The organism is Paenibacillus sp. FSL H8-0259 (assembly GCF_037963255.1).
GTDB lineage: Bacteria > Bacillota > Bacilli > Paenibacillales > Paenibacillaceae > Paenibacillus_AQ > Paenibacillus_AQ phytohabitans.
The window spans coordinates 7,439,920-7,459,024 of record NZ_CP150147.1 but is presented as its reverse complement, the minus strand read 5'-3'; the positions used below and the strand labels follow the sequence as shown (position 1 = coordinate 7,459,024).

Sequence of the window (19,105 nt, the reverse complement as noted above, 5' to 3'; positions counted from 1 at the left end):
GAATAGAATGTATGTTATTTTAGGAGCCGGAATCATCTCCGCCTTCCTGCTTCTGACTGTCGCCCCCGCTTTCTTGTTCCTCTCCGCCGCCCCCGCCGCCTTTTTCGGCATCCTTTTTCTGTACCTTAGGCTGCAGCTCTTCCTGTACTACAGTTTTGAGCAGATCAAGCACTTCCATACGGAAGAGCGGGTTCTGCATGGCCTCCTGCATAATGGTCATGGATTGCTTGCGGTAATCGGAAGTCTTAGTAAGGTCGAGGAACATCTTCATCATTTCAGGCGATTTCATAATTTCTTCGACAGACTTTTGATAAGTGGGGTCCTTGATTAATTGAAGATGCAATTCCTTGCTCTGCGTATTAATCGCTTTGGCGAACTCCCCGGCAAACTGCGGGTCCGTCATGATCTTTTCGATTTCCTTCTGGTACTCAGGAGCTGTGATGGTGTCTTTAACCGCGATCCGGATCTGCTCGGTTGTTTGCATCGGCATCATTTTCATGCTCAGCCCGCTTGTGCTGCTTTCACCCGAGCTGGGAGTGGAGAGGGCCTCCTCAACCGCTTTTTTTCCCTCATCACTTTTCAATATATCTACAACCATCGTCTTCATTTCCTTATATCCGCCCTGTCCGGAAGAAGAACTGCTGCTCTGTTCGCCTCCGCAGGCCGTTAAGGCCATAACCAAGCCGAGTGCCAAGCCTCCAGACCACAAAGTCCTCCATTTCATTGGCGCTGCCCTCCTTTATAGAGTTACTGACTGTAGTATGCCGCGGGGGCACACATTTATGTTGGAGTGTAATGGTTTTTTGACGGTAACCTTGGTAAAATAAATCTGACACGGGGAGGTGAAAGCGCTGAACTTAAGAAAATGGTTTTATTTATTCTGGACCACGCTTTTGATCGGAGCAGGAGGGGCCGTGATTGCCGGCCTTGCCCTGCAGATAGTCAATGGCGGAATCGATTTCAAGAGCACCGCCGACCTTTTACTTTACTCCCTGATCCTTTTTGGCTACGGAGTGCTCGTCAGTGTATATGCACAGCTGGGGTTCTTCGCTTATCTGATTCTTAATTACATGGGCACCGGCGTGTTCCCGCGCAAGGCATGGCGGTACATACAACTGGTGCTGGCAGTGCTCGCGCTGCTTGAACTGGTTTTCCTGCGTACATTTGTGAGCGGGGACCGGAGTGTTGCATCCGACCTGATTTTGGGTCTGGGGATTCTGCTTACCGCAATTATTGTTTCCTGGTTCAAAATGCGGGGTACCAATGCTTCAGCCTGGATTCCAACCTTTTTCTTTATGACCGCCATCACCATTGTTGAGATTATCGGTGTACTCCGGATCGGCGTAGATAGCGCCACCATTTTTATTCTGGTTCCGCTGGTCGCTTGCAATGCGTTCCAGATTTTGATGCTGCACCGGATTTTGAAACCGGCCTCAATTTAAAAGTCCATAAACCAAAACCCCGCTCACCTGAATACACTCAGGGTGGCGGGGTTTTGGCATTGCTTGTGCGGAACGGTTAAAATCAACTTTAAGAGGTTAATCTTAAAGAACAGAGTGGAGGAGGGAATATATGAACATCAAGCGTTATATGATAAAAGACACAAGTGAAACACGCCTGAAGGACCTCGATCCCAATGAACGCGGTGAATTCAAATCCAAAGAAGAAGCGGAAGCCAAAATGGAGAAGCTGAAGAAACGGCTGGCTGAGCTTCAGGATATCCTTTTTGCACAAAAGAAGCATTCCCTGCTCGTTATACTTCAAGGGATGGATTCCAGCGGGAAGGACGGGACCGTTAAGCATATTTTCTCCGGCATCAACCCGCAAGGGTTCATCGTTACCAGCTTCAAGAAGCCCTCTCTTGAGGAGGAAGCTCACGATTTCCTGTGGAGAGTCCATATGAAGACACCACCCAAAGGCTATATCGCTGCGTTCAACCGTTCACATTATGAAGATGTGCTGGTACCGCGTGTGCATGGCAGCCTGAAGAAAGAGGATGCCAAGCGGCGTTTCCGCTACATCCGCCAGTTTGAGGAAATGCTGGCGGAAGAGGGGACAACGGTAATCAAGCTCTTTCTGCATATCTCCAAGGAGAAGCAGCTGGAGAAGATCCAGGAGCGGCTTCATGATCCGGCGAAACATTGGAAGTTCGACGCCAGTGATCTGCAGGAGCGTGAATACTGGGACGATTATCAAAAGGCCTATGAAGATGTTTTTGAGCAAAGCAGCATAGAGAAAGCCCCGTGGTACTGGATTCCGGCGAATCACCGGTGGTACCGCAATTACCTGGCGCTGGCCATTGTGGTGAAAACGCTGGAGGGGCTTGACCTGAGTTATCCGAAACTAAATACACCTACTCCGGATATTTCCGAGCTTATTTCTCCGCGCCACTAACAGATAACTATCCCCTGCAGCGGCTGCGTTCAGAATAGGCCAGATCTACATGCCGGCAGCGTCTTCCAAGCCATTATCCAGCCAAGCGGAGTCGCGGACTTCCTTGCCTTCGGCACTGCTTTGGCTGATTAGTTCAGAGACAGTAACGAATTCATATCCCTGGCTGCGCAGCTTATCAATGATTTGCGGCAATGCCTCATGAGTCTGCTTACAGGAGTCACTGGCATGCAGCAGTACGATATCTCCGGGATGGGCCTTGCTCGTCACACGGTTCACGATATTATCCACACCGATATTCTTCCAGTCCAGCGAATCCGTATCCCATTGAATGACCTTATAACCAAGGTCAGAGGCGACCTGCAGCACTCTTTTGTCAAAATCGCCGTTAGGCATTCTGATCAGATTAGGCTGTGTTCCCGTCAGTTCGGTTAATACCGTATGGGCAGTAGTAATTTGCGTACGGATTTCTTCATTGCTCAGCGTACTGTAGTTCACATGCTTGTGGCCGTGGCTGCCAATCTCATATCCGGCGTCTTTGATGCTGGTGACAATCTCTGGATGGGTCTTACTCCAAGGGGAGGATAGAAAGAAGGTAGCCTTATCCACCTTTTTGTCTTCCAGCACCTTCAGGATCGGTTCCGGTCTCTTCTCCCCCCAGCTAATATCAAAGGTTAAGGCGATCAGCTTCTTTTCCGTCGGCACGCTGTAAATGGCGGAAGGGGCTGCTTCAGAGAAAACAGTAATATTACCCCTCTCGACATAGACGACGCCGGCGGTAAGAAGCGCAGCAGCAAAGATATAAATGAACCGTTTTATCTTTTTGCCGCTGAATACATAAAAAGAATTCATAATGTCAGCGCTCCTCTCCCATGCGAAATGCTTGTTTGTTCTAAATGTATGCTCGTACAGGGCGCTTATGACCGCAGATATAAAACCGCAGCAAATGCTTTTAAAGAGCGATATCATTTCAGGAGGTACACATGTTATCTTTTAATACGTTTATCAAAGATCTGGGAACGATCCGCAAAGCGCTGCTGACAGCAGCCTTGTTATTCATAGCCGGCGGAGTAATTGGCTGGATCGGTACGGGAAGTCTGCAGCAGCTGCTGAATGAGCAATTGAAAGGAATCAGCGAAATCAGCGGGAGCCTTAGAGAATCCTCTAATCCGCAATGGAGCTTTTTTGTATTTATCTTTCTGAACAACAGCATCAAAAGCGTGGTCATTATATTTCTAGGAGCACTGTTTGGAATATTGCCGGTGTTCTTCCTGCTGATTAACGGTGCAGTCATTGGTTATCTCATTCATCTATCCGCAATACAGGGACAGGACCTGTTCACCCTGATTGTAAAAGGATTGCTGCCGCACGGGATCATTGAGATTCCGGCAATCATTATCGCCTGCGCCTTTGGGCTGAAGTTCGGAAGCAAAGCGTTGTCTGCCCTATTTCGGGCGGGAAAGAATGAGAGGGAAGCGGACCATTGGCAGGCGTTCATGCGGCAGACTTTTACCGCTTCGGTATGGATTGTTATTCTGCTGTTCGTTGCCGCAATCATTGAGAGTACAATTACATTTTCACTTTTATCATAAAATTTATGGGAATTGAGCATAACATTAAAAGCCAAATAAATTGGTCCCATAGTCGGAATTTGGATATAAAGAGACCATAATGGAATTTTTTATAATTATGGTTATAGATCCTATGCTCCGGTTAATCTAGTGTAAGCAGTACAATTGGAGCTTCCCACATCGAATGGTCTATTTTCTACAGTAGAAGACACGGCATTTGATGGTTGTTGATAGCTATGAATTTCATGAAGGAGGCCAAGCATATGCTCGGGATGTTGTTCAATGAGAAGGAATGCAAGGAGCTGGACTATGTTTTGCGCAAAGAGCTGGATGAAATGCTTCTGGATTTGAGCGATCAGCGTTTAGATCAGAATATCAGACACGCTATTGCCAATCGATATAAAACCGTATTCCGTATGTATGCACGTTTTGCCCCACAGAAGGAGTTGTCCAAGTACGCGTGGGGAGGACGTTCCTCACAGTTCAAACATTGAATTCTAAAGGCTATAAGACCAGAACAAATAAAATTAACCTAATAGCTTGACTAAAAGGGAGCCGGCATGATACATTATATCTCGCGCTCCTTTTGAATGTTTAAAAGGGTGCTGCAGGCAGGAAATAATGAAAAATAACTTTTTCAAAAAAAAGCTTGCCAAACAACGAAACACTATGATATATTATAAAGGTCGCCGCTGAGATGCGGTGAAGAGCTAAAATGAGACATTGATCTTTGAAAACTGAACAACGAGTGAGTGGGAAATCACGAAAGTGACTTCCAAAATAGAGAATGAAAATTCTCGTCAGATGTTTCAAAATGAGCAATCGCTCTTTCTAAATACAATTTGGAGAGTTTGATCCTGGCTCAGGACGAACGCTGGCGGCATGCCTAATACATGCAAGTCGAGCGGAGTTTGAGTGGAAGCTTGCTTCCATTCTTACTTAGCGGCGGACGGGTGAGTAACACGTAGGCAACCTGCCCTCAAGACTGGGATAACTACCGGAAACGGTAGCTAATACCGGATAATTTCTTTCCTCTCCTGAAGAGAGAATGAAAGGCGGAGCAATCTGCCACTTGGGGATGGGCCTGCGGCGCATTAGCTAGTTGGTGGGGTAACGGCTCACCAAGGCGACGATGCGTAGCCGACCTGAGAGGGTGAACGGCCACACTGGGACTGAGACACGGCCCAGACTCCTACGGGAGGCAGCAGTAGGGAATCTTCCGCAATGGGCGAAAGCCTGACGGAGCAATGCCGCGTGAGTGATGAAGGTTTTCGGATCGTAAAGCTCTGTTGCCAGGGAAGAACGTCCGGTAGAGTAACTGCTACCGGAGTGACGGTACCTGAGAAGAAAGCCCCGGCTAACTACGTGCCAGCAGCCGCGGTAATACGTAGGGGGCAAGCGTTGTCCGGAATTATTGGGCGTAAAGCGCGCGCAGGCGGTCATTTAAGTCTGGTGTTTAAACCTTGGGCTCAACCTGGGGTCGCACTGGAAACTGGGTGACTTGAGTACAGAAGAGGAAAGTGGAATTCCACGTGTAGCGGTGAAATGCGTAGATATGTGGAGGAACACCAGTGGCGAAGGCGACTTTCTGGGCTGTAACTGACGCTGAGGCGCGAAAGCGTGGGGAGCAAACAGGATTAGATACCCTGGTAGTCCACGCCGTAAACGATGAGTGCTAGGTGTTAGGGGTTTCGATACCCTTGGTGCCGAAGTTAACACAGTAAGCACTCCGCCTGGGGAGTACGGTCGCAAGACTGAAACTCAAAGGAATTGACGGGGACCCGCACAAGCAGTGGAGTATGTGGTTTAATTCGAAGCAACGCGAAGAACCTTACCAGGTCTTGACATCCCGATGAAAGCATTAGAGATAGTGCCCCTCTTCGGAGCATTGGAGACAGGTGGTGCATGGTTGTCGTCAGCTCGTGTCGTGAGATGTTGGGTTAAGTCCCGCAACGAGCGCAACCCTTGACTTTAGTTGCCAGCAGGTGAAGCTGGGCACTCTAGAGTGACTGCCGGTGACAAACCGGAGGAAGGTGGGGATGACGTCAAATCATCATGCCCCTTATGACCTGGGCTACACACGTACTACAATGGCCGGTACAACGGGAAGCGAAACCGCGAGGTGGAGCCAATCCCAGCAAAGCCGGTCTCAGTTCGGATTGCAGGCTGCAACTCGCCTGCATGAAGTCGGAATTGCTAGTAATCGCGGATCAGCATGCCGCGGTGAATACGTTCCCGGGTCTTGTACACACCGCCCGTCACACCACGAGAGTTTACAACACCCGAAGTCGGTGGGGTAACCCGCAAGGGAGCCAGCCGCCGAAGGTGGGGTAGATGATTGGGGTGAAGTCGTAACAAGGTAGCCGTATCGGAAGGTGCGGCTGGATCACCTCCTTTCTATGGAGAATCGTCACCTGCAACGGTGACATTCAAATCGGAAGCTAAGCTTCCGCAATAGAACCTCCGGGTTCGGACACTCACTCGTGTTCAGTTTTGAAAGAGCAAGTCTCTTTCGTATGCGTTTGGTGGCGATAGCGGAGGGGTTCCACACGTACCCATCCCGAACACGACCGTTAAGCCCTCCAGCGCCGATGGTACTTGGACCGAAGGGTCCTGGGAGAGTAGGACGCCGCCAAGCGAACAATCAATTTATTGGTTGATTCACAATGTTATCTGTTATATGGGCTTTTAGCTCAGTTGGTTAGAGCGCACCTCTGATAAGGGTGAGGTCGGTGGTTCGAGTCCACCAAGGCCCACCATATAACATTTTAGAATTGAATACCTCTATGGGGCCATAGCTCAGCTGGGAGAGCGCCTGCCTTGCAAGCAGGAGGTCAGCGGTTCGATCCCGCTTGGCTCCACCAATACTTCTTTACAAGATTATATGCAAGAACTTGATCCTTGAAAACTGGATACCGAAACGAATTTGCGTTTTAGAACATCTTTTAGCTGAAACTTGTGTAAGCAAGTTGAAATAGTTATTAGTTGCTACAGCGATTTTCCTAACGGAAAACGCATTGGTTAAGCTAATAAGAGCACACGGAGGATGCCTAGGCGCCAGGAGCCGACGAAGGACGTGGCGAACAACGAAACTGCCTCGGGGAGCTGTAAGCAAGCTTTGATCCGGGGGTGTCCGAATGGGGAAACCCAGCTGTGGTAATTCGCAGTTACTCGTATCTGAATACATAGGATACGCAGAGGCAGACCAGGGGAACTGAAACATCTAAGTACCCTGAGGAAGAGAAAACAATAGTGATTCCGTCAGTAGCGGCGAGCGAACGCGGAACAGCCTAAACCAAGGGGCTTGCCTCTTGGGGTTGTGGGACGTCTCACATGGAGTTACAAAGGAATATGGTAGGCGAAGAGGTCTGGAAAGGCCCGCGATAGAGGTAAAAGCCCTGTAGCCTAAACTGTGTTCTCTCCGAGACGGATCCCGAGTAGTGCGGGGCACGTGAAACCCCGTATGAATCCAGCAGGACCATCTGCTAAGGCTAAATACTACCTGGCGACCGATAGTGAAACAGTACCGTGAGGGAAAGGTGAAAAGCACCCCGGAAGGGGAGTGAAATAGAACCTGAAACCGTGTGCTTACAAAAAGTCAGAGCCCGATCTATGGGTGATGGCGTGCCTTTTGTAGAATGAACCGGCGAGTTACGTTTAACATGCAAGGTTAAGGTGAGAAGCCGGAGCCGCAGCGAAAGCGAGTCTGAATAGGGCGATTGAGTATGTGGACGTAGACCCGAAACCGTGTGATCTACCCCTGTCCAGGGTGAAGGTGCGGTAACACGCACTGGAGGCCCGAACCCACGCATGTTGAAAAATGCGGGGATGAGGTGGGGGTAGCGGAGAAATTCCAATCGAACTCGGAGATAGCTGGTTCTCCCCGAAATAGCTTTAGGGCTAGCCTCGGTGAATGGAGTGGTGGAGGTAGAGCACTGATTGGGTGCGGGGCCCGCAAGGGTTACCAAGCTCAGTCAAACTCCGAATGCCATTAACTTCTTGCCGGGAGTCAGACAGTGAGTGCTAAGATCCATTGTCAAAAGGGAAACAGCCCAGACCATCAGCTAAGGTCCCCAAGTGTGTGTTAAGTGGGAAAGGATGTGGAGTTGCACAGACAACCAGGATGTTGGCTTAGAAGCAGCCACCATTGAAAGAGTGCGTAATAGCTCACTGGTCGAGTGACTCTGCGCCGAAAATGTAACGGGGCTAAACACACCACCGAAGCTATGGCTAGATGCTTTGCATCTGGGGTAGGGGAGCGTTGTATGTAGGTTGAAGGTGTACCGTAAGGAGCGCTGGACAGCATACAAGTGAGAATGCCGGTATGAGTAACGAAAAGATCAGTGAGAATCTGATCCGCCGAAAGCCCAAGGTTTCCTGAGGAAGGCTCGTCCGCTCAGGGTAAGTCGGGACCTAAGGCGAGGCCGAAAGGCGTAGTCGAAGGACAACAGTTTGAAATTACTGTACCACCGTAATCCGCTATGAGCGATGGGGTGACGCAGGAGGGTAGTGACGCGGACTGATGGATATGTCCGTCTAAGCAGTGAGGCTGATGTGTAGGCAAATCCGCACATCACTAAGGCTGGGCTGTGATGGGGAGCGAAAATTGTAGTAGCGAAGGTCATGATCTCACACTGCCAAGAAAAGCCTCTAGCCAGGAGAAGGTGCCCGTACCGCAAACCGACACAGGTAGGCGAGAAGAGAATTCTAAGGCGCGCGGAAGAACTCTCGTTAAGGAACTCGGCAAAATGACCTCGTAACTTCGGGAGAAGAGGTGCCTCGGTAGGGTGAATAGCCCGAGGGGGCCGCAGTGAAAAGGCCCAAGCGACTGTTTAGCAAAAACACAGGTCTGTGCGAAGCCGCAAGGCGAAGTATACGGGCTGACGCCTGCCCGGTGCTGGAAGGTTAAGGGGAGTGGTTAGGAGCAATCCGAAGCTGTGAACCGAAGCCCCAGTAAACGGCGGCCGTAACTATAACGGTCCTAAGGTAGCGAAATTCCTTGTCAGGTAAATTCTGACCCGCACGAATGGCGTAACGACTTGGGCGCTGTCTCAACGAGAGATCCGGTGAAATTTTAATACCTGTGAAGATGCAGGTTACCCGCGACAAGACGGAAAGACCCCATGGAGCTTTACTGCAGCTTGATATTGAATTTGGGTACGATCTGTACAGGATAGGTGGGAGCCGTTGAGGCAGGAGCGCAAGCTTCTGCGGAGGCGCCGTTGGGATACCACCCTGATCGTATCTAGGTTCTAACCTAGTGCCCTAATCGGGTACGGGGACCGTGTCAGGCGGGCAGTTTGACTGGGGCGGTCGCCTCCTAAAGAGTAACGGAGGCGTTCAAAGGTTCCCTCAGAATGGTTGGAAATCATTCGAAGAGTGCAAAGGCATAAGGGAGCTTGACTGCGAGACCAACAAGTCGAGCAGGGACGAAAGTCGGACTTAGTGATCCGGTGGTACCGCATGGAAGGGCCATCGCTCAACGGATAAAAGCTACCCTGGGGATAACAGGCTTATCTCCCCCAAGAGTCCACATCGACGGGGAGGTTTGGCACCTCGATGTCGGCTCATCGCATCCTGGGGCTGAAGTAGGTCCCAAGGGTTGGGCTGTTCGCCCATTAAAGCGGTACGCGAGCTGGGTTCAGAACGTCGTGAGACAGTTCGGTCCCTATCTGTCGTGGGCGCAGGAAATTTGAGAGGAGCTGTCCTTAGTACGAGAGGACCGGGATGGACGTACCGCTGGTGCATCAGTTGTTCCGCCAGGAGCATGGCTGAGTAGCTACGTACGGACGGGATAAGCGCTGAAAGCATCTAAGCGTGAAGCCCCCCTCAAGATGAGATTTCCCAATTAGTAAGACCCCTTGAAGACGACGAGGTAGATAGGTTGGAGGTGGAAGTGCAGCAATGCATGGAGCTGACCAATACTAATCGGTCGAGGGCTTATCCAAATTCTTAGAGCGCAGATTCGTTTCGGATTCAGTTTTCAGGAATCAATTCCTGAAGCATTTACGCTGTAAATGCCCGTTTGGTGGCGATAGCGGAGGGGTTCCACGCGTACCCATCCCGAACACGACCGTTAAGCCCTCCAGCGCCGATGGTACTTGGACCGAAGGGTCCTGGAAGAGTAGGACGCTGCCAAGCGGACAATATTCCCTGATAGCTCAGTTGGTAGAGCACTCGACTGTTAATCGAGTTGTCACAGGTTCGAGTCCTGTTCGGGGAGCCATGCTCTCATAGCTCAGCAGGTAGAGTGCTTCCATGGTAAGGAAGAGGTCACCGGTTCGAATCCGGTTGAGAGCTCCACAGATTTACTAAGGCCCGTTGGTCAAGGGGTTAAGACACCTCCCTTTCACGGAGGTAACATGGGTTCGAATCCCATACGGGTCACCAATTTTTATACCCCTTTGGGTCACCATACATATGGAGGCTTAGCTCAGCTGGGAGAGCATCTGCCTTACAAGCAGAGGGTCGGGGGTTCGAACCCCTCAGCCTCCACCATAATTTTCTTGATTTTTGTGGGAGATTGTGGGCATTATATAGGTATCTATTGTAGGGGATTCGCCAAGCGGTAAGGCAACGGACTCTGACTCCGTCATCATAGGTTCGAATCCTATATCCCCTGCCAATTGCGAGCCATTAGCTCAGTTGGTAGAGCACCTGACTTTTAATCAGGGTGTCGAAGGTTCGAGTCCTTCATGGCTCACTTTTATTAGTTTTATGCGCGTGTGGCGGAATGGCAGACGCACCAGACTTAGGATCTGGCGTCGTAAGACGTGGGGGTTCAAGTCCCTTCACGCGCACCACTTGTTTGCGGACGTGGCTCAGCGGTAGAGCATCGCCTTGCCAAGGCGAGGGTCGCGGGTTCGATTCCCGTCGTCCGCTCCATAATTTTTGCGCCCTTAGCTCAGCTGGATAGAGCGTTTGACTACGAATCAAAAGGTCGGGAGTTCGAATCTCTCAGGGCGCGCCATTTATAACTTCATCGGGATGTAGCTCAGCTTGGTAGAGCACCTGGTTTGGGACCAGGGGGTCGCATGTTCAAATCGTGTCATCCCGATATTTCACCTTTGCGGGTGTAGTTCAATGGTAGAACTTCAGCCTTCCAAGCTGATAGCGTGGGTTCGATTCCCATCACCCGCTCCATATTAAATTTCATAGTTTCGGGATGTAGCTCAGCTTGGTAGAGCACCTGGTTTGGGACCAGGGGGTCGCATGTTCAAATCGTGTCATCCCGATAACACAGCTAATAGCTGGCAATGAACTCTTACTTCGGTAAGAGTTTTTTGTTGCGTTATTAAAGGAACATATGTTCCTTTAATCGTCTAAAAAAAAGACAACCTCTGCCGGGATGCCGATCCTTGCATAATAGCTCTGTAAAGATTCATCCTGCTCGATAGAAGTTCCAGCGGATAGCAGCTTCACTGCGAATATATTAGCCTGACGCTCCAGCTTCCCCGGTGAGAAAAAAGAGTTTTCCTCCAGGAAAAAACGGTTGACCCCTTTATGCAGACGGTCATGAGCCAATTCATGCGCACATACAAACCGCTGCCACTCCAGAGGCAGCTCATTATGAATGACGATAAACCTTCTTCTTAACTTACGGTAATACAAGCCCTTGGTGCCTTCGCCCAGATTGATGAATCTGATGTGAATGCCGAGGGCCCCAGCCAGCTCGAAGGGGTTGTTGGTTTTATATTTTTTGACCAGACGCTTGATTAGCTCATCCATATTCTTCACCCGCAGCATGTTAATAGTTGTATGATTGCCTGGCTATTCCTTTGTATCTGAATCGTGCTTGGGCTTGGTTCTTTTGTTCATATGCTTGGCCTCCCAGAATAGACCTGTCAACACATCCTTGATCCGCTGCTTATCTTCCTTGTTCAGTGGGATCCCGTCAAACATCAGCTCGCCATCATCCTCAAGCATTTGGCGGAAATCACGCTTATCCTTACTCGTAGCCCATGCAGGCATTGACCCTCCAGTACTGCTCTGTGATTCGGTTAAATGACCGGCATGGCCCATAAGCTCCTCATAAGAGACATCGGTCGCTTCAGCAATCTTACGCAGTGTAGCCGGCTTAGGGACACCCCGTAGTCCATTCTCTATCCGCGAAATTTGTGCTCCGCTAATTCCGGCAAGGGATGCCAACTGATTGATTGTCAGTCCCTTTCCTTCCCGAAGCTGTTTCAGATAGTTCCCGAATTCCTCTGCCATTGTTAACCACTCCTTATCACCTAATAAGCTGTTGCTATTAATATAAGCTATTTATGCCAATAGGTAAACAATAAAGCGGCTATTATTGCCAAAAGGTAAGATAAATAATGAATATAGCTTGTTTATGCTCTAAAACGGGCCTAAATGGGATTTTACGGAATTGGCAGATAAGTGGTATATTATCGAAAAAGGCGAACAATATACGAACAAGTAGAATTCTACCACATTTCGCTGGAAAGGTCCGCAATAAAGTTCTCAAATCTGTATGACATCAAAAGGAGTGGTTAACATGATGATTCTAGCTTCGCTGCCCGAGCTTGACCGCCGTCTTACTCAGGTCACTATAGAGAATATGCTGGAGAAATACCGTATTTTTAAGACCGTAACTTTCGAGGCTAAAGAGGCCGGGATTACGTACTCCTATACGGAAAGATTCCATGGCGCGACTAACTCGGTTACGGATCAGACGGCGGCCATAGCAACTCATAATGTGGATGTGCCAGCTGCAAGAAGAGCATACTGTGCAATGATAGATTCCGTAGTAGAGAGACTTACACTTAGAGAACAGCAGCTTGTGCGGGAGCGTTACTTGCGCAGAGAGGAGAGCTACGACTACACGATCTATAATCATGTGTTTGATCCCCCGGTGAGCAAGGACACTTATGTGAAAATAAGGTCGAAGGCGTTCTATAAGATGGCGCTGGCGCTCGCAGATCTGCAGTTGTTGTCATTAGCTTCGCTAGAGAAAACATCAGGGACCCGGAAAGAGAAATAGCAGACTGTCTGCTGAAGCTGAACCTTTTCGCAGAAATAGTTTGGAGATTCGGTTGTTTAGATAATAAGAAGTACACGAAGCCGTGTTGCCCAATGGGTGATGCGGCTTTTTTTGCGGCACCACTGGTACCTCCTTTTTTCATCCCAAGGGTCTCCGGAAGTTAGTCCTTTCTCCTCTATAATAGCGTCTGCGCAAGGATTCAAAGGGTCTATATTTATAACATGGCAAATGAAGCAGAAGGACACCGCAGGAGCATGAATGCTCTACAAGATACAGTCCCTTGGTGGCTGAGGCACAAGTGTGGTGAAAGTTCCTTCAGCAGTTGCCTAATACAAGCGGATATTATTCTTGTCAGGATAGTATCCGTTGTGATTCCAGGAAGGGGGGAGGGATTATCACAACTAATCATGAGAGGAATGAAATCATGACTGTACAACAATTGCGGGAGAACATCACAGATGCGCTGGCAGAGTATTATCCGGATGTACCTGTCTATGTGGAAGGGGACAAGCCGCAGTCAGCCTACTTCAAACCGGGGCTCATCTCAGCAACCTACGACCGGCAGCGTGAAGGCAGATACATGGCGGTGTACCGTTTCGGTATCCGCTACGAGCAGGGAAGTCTGCTGGATGCAGAGAGCATGGCGGACGGCTTGTGTGAAGCGCTGGCGGCCAGGGAAAGCGGGAATTATTCTTTTCGTGTGATTCGCCAGTCATGGGAGGCAGGAGCAGAGGGACATGGGCCGCTGTTCACAGTGGACTATATGCTCTATCTCCAGAAGCAGAAGCAGCCGCAGGGCGAGGCAGAACTGATGGGTCACTTCACAGAAGGAGCACGGCTGAAATGAGTTCAAAGGAAACGAATGCAAGTGAGCTGAAGCGGGGCGGGGAAGAGCAGAATGCTTTTGGCAAGAAGCAGATTATGGGTTCTGTCGTATACACGCCGAAGGAAAAAGATGTACTGGAAGTAGTTCTGCAAGAGAGCGGGAGCTACACCCTGGAAGAGGCTAAGCAATTAATGGAGCTTTATCTAAATAAGGAGGTTATCTAATGGCTGGAGGAACATGGACAACACAAAACAAGGTGCGTCCGGGGGTATACGTAAATGTGGCTTCGAACGGAAGCGTGTCAGGTAAAATGGGGGAACGCGGTACGGCGGCCCTGGCGCTTACGCTGCCTTGGGGACAAGCTGGAGTCATTCTTAAGCTTACTGCCCAGGATGATTTCAAGCAGAAGCTAGGGTTTGATCTGACAGATTCGCAGCTGCTGCCGGTAAGAGAGGTGCTGAAACGGGCAGGTACGCTGCTGCTCTACCGCTTGAATCAGGGAGTTAAGGCTACTGTCACCAATAACGGGGTTCAGGCTACGGCGCTGTATGGCGGGGAACGCGGAAATGCACTCAAGATCGTTATCGAAAAGAATATCGACGACAACGCTCAGTTCGATGTGCGGACTTTGCTTGAGAATACAGAGGTGGACAAGCAGACAGTAGCTGCGGCTGCCGGGCTGACTGCGAACGACTATGTAGAATTTAAGCCGAATGGACCCGGTGCGCTGACGTTAACAGCTGGAATGCCGCTTGTAAGCGGTGCAAATGGTACGGTAACGAATGCAGAACATAGCGACTTCCTGGCGGCGCTGGAGGTTCAGGACTTCCAGACTGTGGGGCTGGTATCCGAGGATAACACACTCAAGGCGCTATATAGCGCTTATGTGAAGCGTCTGCGCAATACGGAAGGCAAGAAGGTCCAGGCGGTATTGTCCGATTATGCTACGGCTGACCATGAGGGCATTATCAGTGTGGCAAACGGTGTAGTGCTGAGTGATGGAACCGTGGTGGATAAAGCGCATGCCGTGGCTTGGGTAGCCGGTGCTACTGCCGCCGCTGCAGTGAACGAATCTCTGACTTATCAGGCCTATGATGATGCCGTTGACGCGGATGTGCGCTTCAGCCATTCCGAGACCGTAGCCGCGCTTACAGACGGTGAACTGCTCTTTACGTATAATGGCGGCCGGGCTGTGGTCGAGCAGGATATCAACACGTTCACTTCCTTTTCACCAGACAAGGGGAAGGCATTCTCCAAAAACCGTGTGCTGCGCGTGCTGGATGGAATCGCCGGAGATTTGAAACGGATTTTTGAGAATTACTTCATCGGTAAATTGCCGAATAATGAAGACGGGCGTGCGCTGTTCTGGTCGCAGTGCGTTACCTATATGAATGATCTGCAGAACCTTGGGGCGATTGAGAACTTCAACGCACAGAGCGATATTGTAGTTACCCCGGGAGCGGACAGTGACAGTGTTGTACTGGATGTGGCTGTGAAGCCGGTGGATTCCGTAGAAAAAGTATATATGAAAGTGAAGGTGGTTTAAGATGACATTCTTGAAAGCCAGCGATACGCTATCCGGCCAGGAGGGCCGGGCCTATGCCACAATTAACGGACAGACGGAAGAAATGTTCTATGTAAAAACGCTGGAGGCCACGGTGGAGAAGCAGAAGGCGGAAGTGAAAACGCTTGGTCGCCGCGGGGTGCAGCATAAGGCAACCGGATGGTCGGGCAGCGGTACGATGACGATTTTCTATATGACGAGCCGTTTCCGCCAAATGATGCTGGAATACATGAAGACGGGGATTGACCAATATTTCAGTATTATTGTGACGAATGAAGACCCGTCCTCTACAGTTGGCGCGCAGCGCATCATGCTGAAGGATGTTAATCTGGATAGTGTCATTATGGCCTCGCTGGATACGGAATCGGATGCGCTTGAGGAAGAGGTCAGCTTTACCTTTGAGGATGTGGAATTGGTTCAGCCCTTCAGTGCCCCGGCAAATTCCGGCCAATAAGATTAAGCAGGCATATCCATAGACAACAGCTGGAAAGACCCGGGCGTATTATATGCCGGCGGGTCTCTTCTTTTGTTGATACACAATAAGAATCCGGGAGGAACAACATGAGTGAATTAAGTTTGTTTTTTGCACAAAATGCGGCATGTGATACAACAGAGGAGTTTGTGGTCTCGCAACGTTTCAAGGATAAGGAAGGTAAAGCTGCCGTCTGGAAGCTGCGCAGCATGAATGAGGATGAGAACCAGGAATGCCGCAAAGCCGCAACCCGCAAGGTCAAAGGAAAGAACGGCACCTACACCACAGAGATTGATCCCAATGAGTATATGGCCAAGCTGATGACAGCAAGCGTAGTGCATCCGGATCTGAAGAATACCGAGCTGCAGCGTTCTTATGGGGTGATGGGGGCCGAATCACTGCTGCGCAAAATGCTGCTGCCCGGTGAGTTCGCGGCGCTTGGAGAGCGGGTACAGGCCCTGAACGGCTTCGCTACAGATATGAACGAGCTGGTAGATGACGTAAAAAACTAATCAACGAGGGCGATGGTGAGGCCAATCTGGCCTACTACGCCCTCCACGAGCTGCATATTCTGCCGCATGAGCTGATGAAGCTCTCCGTCCGCGAACGTGCGGCGATCTATGCCATGATTGCTGTGCGCGTGGACAAGGAGAAGCGGGAGCGCGCCCGGAGTAAGGGGAAGAAGAGATGAAGGGGGTGAATGAATGGAAATTACGAGTACAGCATTGGTTCCCGTAACAGCATTAACCGTCTGGCAAAATGTGAACTCACAGTGGGACCGGCTGAACCAGAATTTTAACCGGGCCAGCCACTCGCTGGGTGATCTGCAGCAGATACTGGAGCGGGTGTATGAAGAGAAAAACAAGTCTTTCATGGAAGGGTTCATGCAGTCTCAGGAAGCGGCCAGACGGATCGCGGATGAAGGTGACTCTTCCAGGTCCCGCCGCTCTGCGGGCAGTTCTAACGATGACGATCCGGATAATAACGATGTCCGGAATGCCAAAAGCGGATTCATGGGTGAAGTTCAAAAAATAATGAAGGCACTGGACGTAGGCGGATTCGAACTAATCACTTACGTTGGGGATAAAGCCATAGGTTATATGCAGAACAAGAAGAAGGAAGCTGCAGCGGAAAAGGAACAAAAGGCAGCAGAAAAGGCACGGAAAGCAGCGGAGCCGGGATTCCTCTCCAAAACGAAGGACTCCTTGGGTTCACTGGACCTTGGCGGTGTGTTCGATAAGGTTAAGTCTCTGGGTACGAAAGCGATAGCTGCGAACGCAACGGAAGAAGATAAGGGGAAATGGAACAAGCTGCAGGGCAACATGGATAGCGCAGTTGAAATGATGGGTCAAAAAGCCATCGTTGCGTTGCGTCCGATTCTGGATACCTTGAATAATGCATTTCAGTCTGAAGGAATGTCTACTGCACTAAATCTGATCGCGAATGCATTCTTGGTAATAGCTGCTGTGATTGGAGAAGTTGTAAATGGCATCTTGTATATGTTTACAGCGTTCCAGGAGAACTGGGATGTTGTAGGGCCGATCCTTGCGGCCATTGCCATTGTCTTCATAGCTGCAATGATTGTGCAGTTATATAATCTTGCTGCCGCGTGGCTTGTAGGCATGTGGCCGATCCTTTTAATTGTTGCGGCTGTAGCGCTGCTTATCTATATTCTTCAACAAGCAGGTGTGTCCGTAAACGAGGTAGTGGCTTTTATCGGGGGAGCTTTTGGCTGGCTGCGGGCAACGATAGAGAATTTTGTTATCGGTCTCTATAATAACTTCGTTTCATTTGCAGACTTCTTCCGTAACTTGTTTATTGATCCGACATATGCTGTGCAAAAGCTATTTTATGACCTGGCCACGAACTTCCTGGGCTTCATCTACCAAATGGCGTTAGGTGTTGAAAGCTTTGCAGGCGGGTTCGTAAAGGCTATAGCAGAAGGCATCAATTTTGTGCTTAAGGGAATTCAAGTTATGGCGGGGTGGTTAAGCAAATTTCCCGGTTTTGAATTTCTGGCCGATTTCAAACCCAACTTTCTTGAAGCAGAGAATCCGCATGTCTTCAGTGATATGGTTAAGAATGCTCAAGGTACCCTGGTAGAGCCTACATCAACTAAGGATGTGTACAATACCAAAAAGAAAGAATTTGTGGATACCGCCAAAACAGTAAAGGAGTATGGGGACAAGGCATCAGATCTCCCCGCAAAATTCAATACCAAGCTGGATCGGGTCAAGCCAAAAGATGATAAATCCCAGAATCCTGCTCAAGCCGCTGCAGCGAACATCAACAGCGTCAACAAAGTGGGCGAAGTAGGTTCCATTAATGAAAAGGTGGATATCTCCAGCGATGATCTGGATATGCTGCGGGAGCTGGCGGAGATTCAGTCGATTCAGAATTTTGTCGAGCTGACGCCAACTGTTCAGGTAACAACGGGTAATATTAATAACTCCGGCGATATTGACTCCATCATCACGAAGATCGGGCAAAAGCTGAAAGAGGAATTTGTCTCTACGGCCCAGGGGGTGTATACGTAACGTGGAAGAGTATGGGTTCTATCTTAGCTTCAACAACTATGAAGAGGTGATCCGGCTTCCGGTTAACCCTGAGACCCTCGAGATCAAAGAGAATGGTGACAGCAAGAGCTATACGGTCATTGATTTTGGTGAGATCAATGCTATTGCTTATCCGAAGCTGACAGAGATCACCATTGAGAGTATTTTTCCGGCACAGTATTATCCGTTTGTGGTGTATTCGGGAGAGAATGCCGGCAAGCTGCTGAAGCCCTATGAATATGTGGAGCTGATCCGGAAATGGATGCTGAGCCGCAGGCCGGTCCGGTTTGTTTTCTCGGGGCTGAAGGCAGTGAATGTGCAGGATACGCAGACTCCAGATTGGCTGAAGCAGGCGAAAACGCAGGCGCAGCAGACTTTTACCGGGGACATTGGCATCAATATGGCGGTCAGCATTGAAAGCTTCTCCTGGAAGCTGAGTGCGGGTTCTTCCGGGGACATCGAGTATACTATCGGTCTCAAAAAGTATGTATTCTATCAGGCGTTAGCCATGAAGATTGACAACAAGGGTGAAGTGAAGACGCAGCAGAAACGGGCAAGCGAGAAGACAGCCCCCGCCACTTATACGATCAAAGCCGGGGATACCCTCTGGTCCATTGCTCAAAAGCACCTGGGTGACGGCAGCAAAAGCAAAACTCTGCAAAAGCTTAACAGTATCCCGGACAGTGAACTGAAGAAGCTTAAAATCGGCAGAGTGATTAAGCTGTCGTAGGAGGCCA

The 19,105-nt window shown here is 49.8% G+C and carries 16 protein-coding genes, 14 tRNA genes and 4 rRNA genes; 30 read left to right on the top strand and 4 right to left on the bottom strand.

Features of this window, described 5'->3' with window-relative positions:
- Nucleotides 1-19: 19 nt before the first annotated feature.
- The gene (gene gerD, locus NSU01_RS32010) at nt 20-724 is read right to left on the bottom strand and encodes a spore germination lipoprotein GerD (RefSeq protein ID WP_042140123.1); all 705 of its coding nucleotides are present in this window, start codon (nt 722-724) and stop codon (nt 20-22) included.
- A gap of 127 nt (nt 725-851) precedes the next feature.
- Here gerD and NSU01_RS32005 point away from each other — a divergent pair, with 127 nt between their 5' ends.
- Both NSU01_RS32005 and NSU01_RS32000 read left to right on the top strand, forming a co-directional pair.
- Nucleotides 852-1,442: a KinB-signaling pathway activation protein gene (locus NSU01_RS32005; RefSeq protein ID WP_042141718.1), complete on the top strand. Its 591-nt coding sequence runs from the start codon at nt 852-854 to the stop codon at nt 1,440-1,442.
- Nucleotides 1,443-1,572: 130 nt separating this feature from the next.
- Nucleotides 1,573-2,394 carry a PPK2 family polyphosphate kinase gene (locus NSU01_RS32000; RefSeq protein WP_042217852.1) on the top strand — a complete coding sequence of 274 codons (822 nt, stop codon included), beginning with the start codon at nt 1,573-1,575 and terminating at the stop codon, nt 2,392-2,394.
- Nucleotides 2,395-2,439: 45 nt separating this feature from the next.
- Here the strand turns inward: NSU01_RS32000 and pdaB are convergent, their stop codons facing one another.
- A complete protein-coding gene (gene pdaB, locus NSU01_RS31995; protein WP_042239954.1) occupies nt 2,440-3,243 on the bottom strand; it encodes a polysaccharide deacetylase family sporulation protein PdaB in 804 nt (267 codons plus the stop codon).
- 131 nt (nt 3,244-3,374) lie between these two features.
- Here pdaB and NSU01_RS31990 point away from each other — a divergent pair, with 131 nt between their 5' ends.
- The 20 genes from NSU01_RS31990 to NSU01_RS31895 all read left to right on the top strand — a co-directional run bounded on the left by NSU01_RS31990 (nt 3,375) and on the right by NSU01_RS31895 (nt 11,197).
- The gene (locus tag NSU01_RS31990) at nt 3,375-3,983 is read left to right on the top strand and encodes a stage II sporulation protein M (protein WP_076248531.1); all 609 of its coding nucleotides are present in this window, start codon (nt 3,375-3,377) and stop codon (nt 3,981-3,983) included.
- Between the two features lie 242 nt (nt 3,984-4,225).
- Nucleotides 4,226-4,456, top strand: coding sequence for a hypothetical protein (locus NSU01_RS31985; protein ID WP_025336637.1), 231 nt, complete (start codon nt 4,226-4,228; stop codon nt 4,454-4,456).
- 345 nt (nt 4,457-4,801) lie between these two features.
- Nucleotides 4,802-6,359 (top strand): 16S ribosomal RNA (locus NSU01_RS31980).
- A gap of 124 nt (nt 6,360-6,483) precedes the next feature.
- Nucleotides 6,484-6,600: ribosomal RNA gene (gene rrf / locus NSU01_RS31975) — 5S ribosomal RNA — on the top strand.
- A gap of 44 nt (nt 6,601-6,644) precedes the next feature.
- Nucleotides 6,645-6,721 (top strand) — tRNA-Ile (locus NSU01_RS31970).
- A gap of 29 nt (nt 6,722-6,750) precedes the next feature.
- Nucleotides 6,751-6,826 (top strand) — tRNA-Ala (locus tag NSU01_RS31965).
- Nucleotides 6,827-6,981: 155 nt separating this feature from the next.
- A 23S ribosomal RNA gene (locus tag NSU01_RS31960) occupies nt 6,982-9,910 on the top strand.
- 76 nt (nt 9,911-9,986) lie between these two features.
- Nucleotides 9,987-10,103: ribosomal RNA gene (rrf, locus tag NSU01_RS31955) — 5S ribosomal RNA — on the top strand.
- Together the 16S, 23S and 5S rRNA genes with 14 tRNA genes alongside form the textbook arrangement of a ribosomal RNA operon.
- Nucleotides 10,104-10,112: 9 nt before the next feature.
- A tRNA-Asn gene (locus NSU01_RS31950) sits at nt 10,113-10,188 on the top strand.
- Between the two features lies 1 nt (nt 10,189).
- Nucleotides 10,190-10,265 (top strand) — tRNA-Thr (locus tag NSU01_RS31945).
- A 12-nt stretch (nt 10,266-10,277) separates the two neighbouring features.
- A tRNA-Glu gene (locus NSU01_RS31940) sits at nt 10,278-10,352 on the top strand.
- A gap of 32 nt (nt 10,353-10,384) precedes the next feature.
- A tRNA-Val gene (locus NSU01_RS31935) sits at nt 10,385-10,460 on the top strand.
- Between the two features lie 53 nt (nt 10,461-10,513).
- Nucleotides 10,514-10,587 (top strand) — tRNA-Gln (locus NSU01_RS31930).
- A 5-nt stretch (nt 10,588-10,592) separates the two neighbouring features.
- Nucleotides 10,593-10,665: transfer RNA gene (locus NSU01_RS31925), tRNA-Lys, on the top strand.
- Nucleotides 10,666-10,681: 16 nt separating this feature from the next.
- Nucleotides 10,682-10,765, top strand: a tRNA-Leu gene (locus NSU01_RS31920).
- Nucleotides 10,766-10,772: 7 nt separating this feature from the next.
- Nucleotides 10,773-10,847: transfer RNA gene (locus tag NSU01_RS31915), tRNA-Gly, on the top strand.
- Between the two features lie 8 nt (nt 10,848-10,855).
- A tRNA-Arg gene (locus tag NSU01_RS31910) sits at nt 10,856-10,932 on the top strand.
- A 13-nt stretch (nt 10,933-10,945) separates the two neighbouring features.
- Nucleotides 10,946-11,019 (top strand) — tRNA-Pro (locus tag NSU01_RS31905).
- Nucleotides 11,020-11,031: 12 nt separating this feature from the next.
- Nucleotides 11,032-11,105, top strand: a tRNA-Gly gene (locus NSU01_RS31900).
- An 18-nt stretch (nt 11,106-11,123) separates the two neighbouring features.
- Nucleotides 11,124-11,197, top strand: a tRNA-Pro gene (locus tag NSU01_RS31895).
- 79 nt (nt 11,198-11,276) lie between these two features.
- On the opposite strand, the gene NSU01_RS31890 is transcribed toward NSU01_RS31895, so the two are convergent.
- Both NSU01_RS31890 and NSU01_RS31885 read right to left on the bottom strand, forming a co-directional pair.
- A complete protein-coding gene (locus tag NSU01_RS31890) occupies nt 11,277-11,690 on the bottom strand; it encodes an ImmA/IrrE family metallo-endopeptidase (RefSeq protein ID WP_039294354.1) in 414 nt (137 codons plus the stop codon).
- Between the two features lie 42 nt (nt 11,691-11,732).
- A complete protein-coding gene (locus tag NSU01_RS31885) occupies nt 11,733-12,176 on the bottom strand; it encodes a helix-turn-helix transcriptional regulator (RefSeq protein ID WP_076247157.1) in 444 nt (147 codons plus the stop codon).
- A gap of 295 nt (nt 12,177-12,471) precedes the next feature.
- Between NSU01_RS31885 and NSU01_RS31880 the strand changes: the two genes are divergently transcribed.
- The 8 genes from NSU01_RS31880 (at nt 12,472) to NSU01_RS31845 (ending at nt 19,098) form a co-directional block, all read left to right on the top strand.
- Nucleotides 12,472-12,951 (top strand): ArpU family phage packaging/lysis transcriptional regulator, encoded by a 480-nt coding sequence (locus NSU01_RS31880; protein WP_144026172.1) that lies wholly within the window; start codon nt 12,472-12,474, stop codon nt 12,949-12,951.
- 424 nt (nt 12,952-13,375) lie between these two features.
- Nucleotides 13,376-13,798: a DUF6838 family protein gene (locus NSU01_RS31875; RefSeq protein WP_076247155.1), complete on the top strand. Its 423-nt coding sequence runs from the start codon at nt 13,376-13,378 to the stop codon at nt 13,796-13,798.
- Nucleotides 13,795-14,001 (top strand): hypothetical protein, encoded by a 207-nt coding sequence (locus tag NSU01_RS31870; protein ID WP_076247153.1) that lies wholly within the window; start codon nt 13,795-13,797, stop codon nt 13,999-14,001. The genes NSU01_RS31875 and NSU01_RS31870 overlap by 4 nt, the downstream gene beginning before the upstream one ends.
- Nucleotides 14,001-15,323, top strand: coding sequence for a phage tail sheath family protein (locus tag NSU01_RS31865; protein WP_076247150.1), 1,323 nt, complete (start codon nt 14,001-14,003; stop codon nt 15,321-15,323). The genes NSU01_RS31870 and NSU01_RS31865 overlap by 1 nt, the downstream gene beginning before the upstream one ends.
- Before the next feature lies 1 nt (nt 15,324).
- Nucleotides 15,325-15,795, top strand: coding sequence for a phage tail tube protein (locus tag NSU01_RS31860; protein ID WP_039294168.1), 471 nt, complete (start codon nt 15,325-15,327; stop codon nt 15,793-15,795).
- A gap of 107 nt (nt 15,796-15,902) precedes the next feature.
- A complete protein-coding gene (locus NSU01_RS31855) occupies nt 15,903-16,325 on the top strand; it encodes a phage portal protein (RefSeq protein ID WP_039294170.1) in 423 nt (140 codons plus the stop codon).
- 192 nt (nt 16,326-16,517) lie between these two features.
- A complete protein-coding gene (locus NSU01_RS31850) occupies nt 16,518-18,350 on the top strand; it encodes a hypothetical protein (protein WP_076247146.1) in 1,833 nt (610 codons plus the stop codon).
- 1 nt (nt 18,351) lies between these two features.
- Nucleotides 18,352-19,098, top strand: a complete 747-nt coding sequence (locus NSU01_RS31845) for a LysM peptidoglycan-binding domain-containing protein (RefSeq protein ID WP_076247144.1) — start codon at nt 18,352-18,354, stop codon at nt 19,096-19,098.
- Nucleotides 19,099-19,105: the final 7 nt, after the last annotated feature.

Coding starts and splice junctions, on each gene's coding strand:
- gerD (WP_042140123.1), bottom strand. CDS start 724: ATGAAATGGAGGACTTTGTGGTCTGGAGGCTTGGCACTCGGCTTGGTT.
- NSU01_RS32000 (WP_042217852.1), top strand. CDS start 1,573: ATGAACATCAAGCGTTATATGATAAAAGACACAAGTGAAACACGCCTG.
- pdaB (WP_042239954.1), bottom strand. CDS start 3,243: ATGAATTCTTTTTATGTATTCAGCGGCAAAAAGATAAAACGGTTCATT.
- NSU01_RS31990 (WP_076248531.1), top strand. CDS start 3,375: ATGTTATCTTTTAATACGTTTATCAAAGATCTGGGAACGATCCGCAAA.
- NSU01_RS31985 (WP_025336637.1), top strand. CDS start 4,226: ATGCTCGGGATGTTGTTCAATGAGAAGGAATGCAAGGAGCTGGACTAT.
- NSU01_RS31890 (WP_039294354.1), bottom strand. CDS start 11,690: ATGGATGAGCTAATCAAGCGTCTGGTCAAAAAATATAAAACCAACAAC.
- NSU01_RS31885 (WP_076247157.1), bottom strand. CDS start 12,176: ATGGCAGAGGAATTCGGGAACTATCTGAAACAGCTTCGGGAAGGAAAG.
- NSU01_RS31875 (WP_076247155.1), top strand. CDS start 13,376: ATGACTGTACAACAATTGCGGGAGAACATCACAGATGCGCTGGCAGAG.
- NSU01_RS31870 (WP_076247153.1), top strand. CDS start 13,795: ATGAGTTCAAAGGAAACGAATGCAAGTGAGCTGAAGCGGGGCGGGGAA.
- NSU01_RS31865 (WP_076247150.1), top strand. CDS start 14,001: ATGGCTGGAGGAACATGGACAACACAAAACAAGGTGCGTCCGGGGGTA.
- NSU01_RS31860 (WP_039294168.1), top strand. CDS start 15,325: ATGACATTCTTGAAAGCCAGCGATACGCTATCCGGCCAGGAGGGCCGG.
- NSU01_RS31855 (WP_039294170.1), top strand. CDS start 15,903: ATGAGTGAATTAAGTTTGTTTTTTGCACAAAATGCGGCATGTGATACA.
- NSU01_RS31850 (WP_076247146.1), top strand. CDS start 16,518: ATGGAAATTACGAGTACAGCATTGGTTCCCGTAACAGCATTAACCGTC.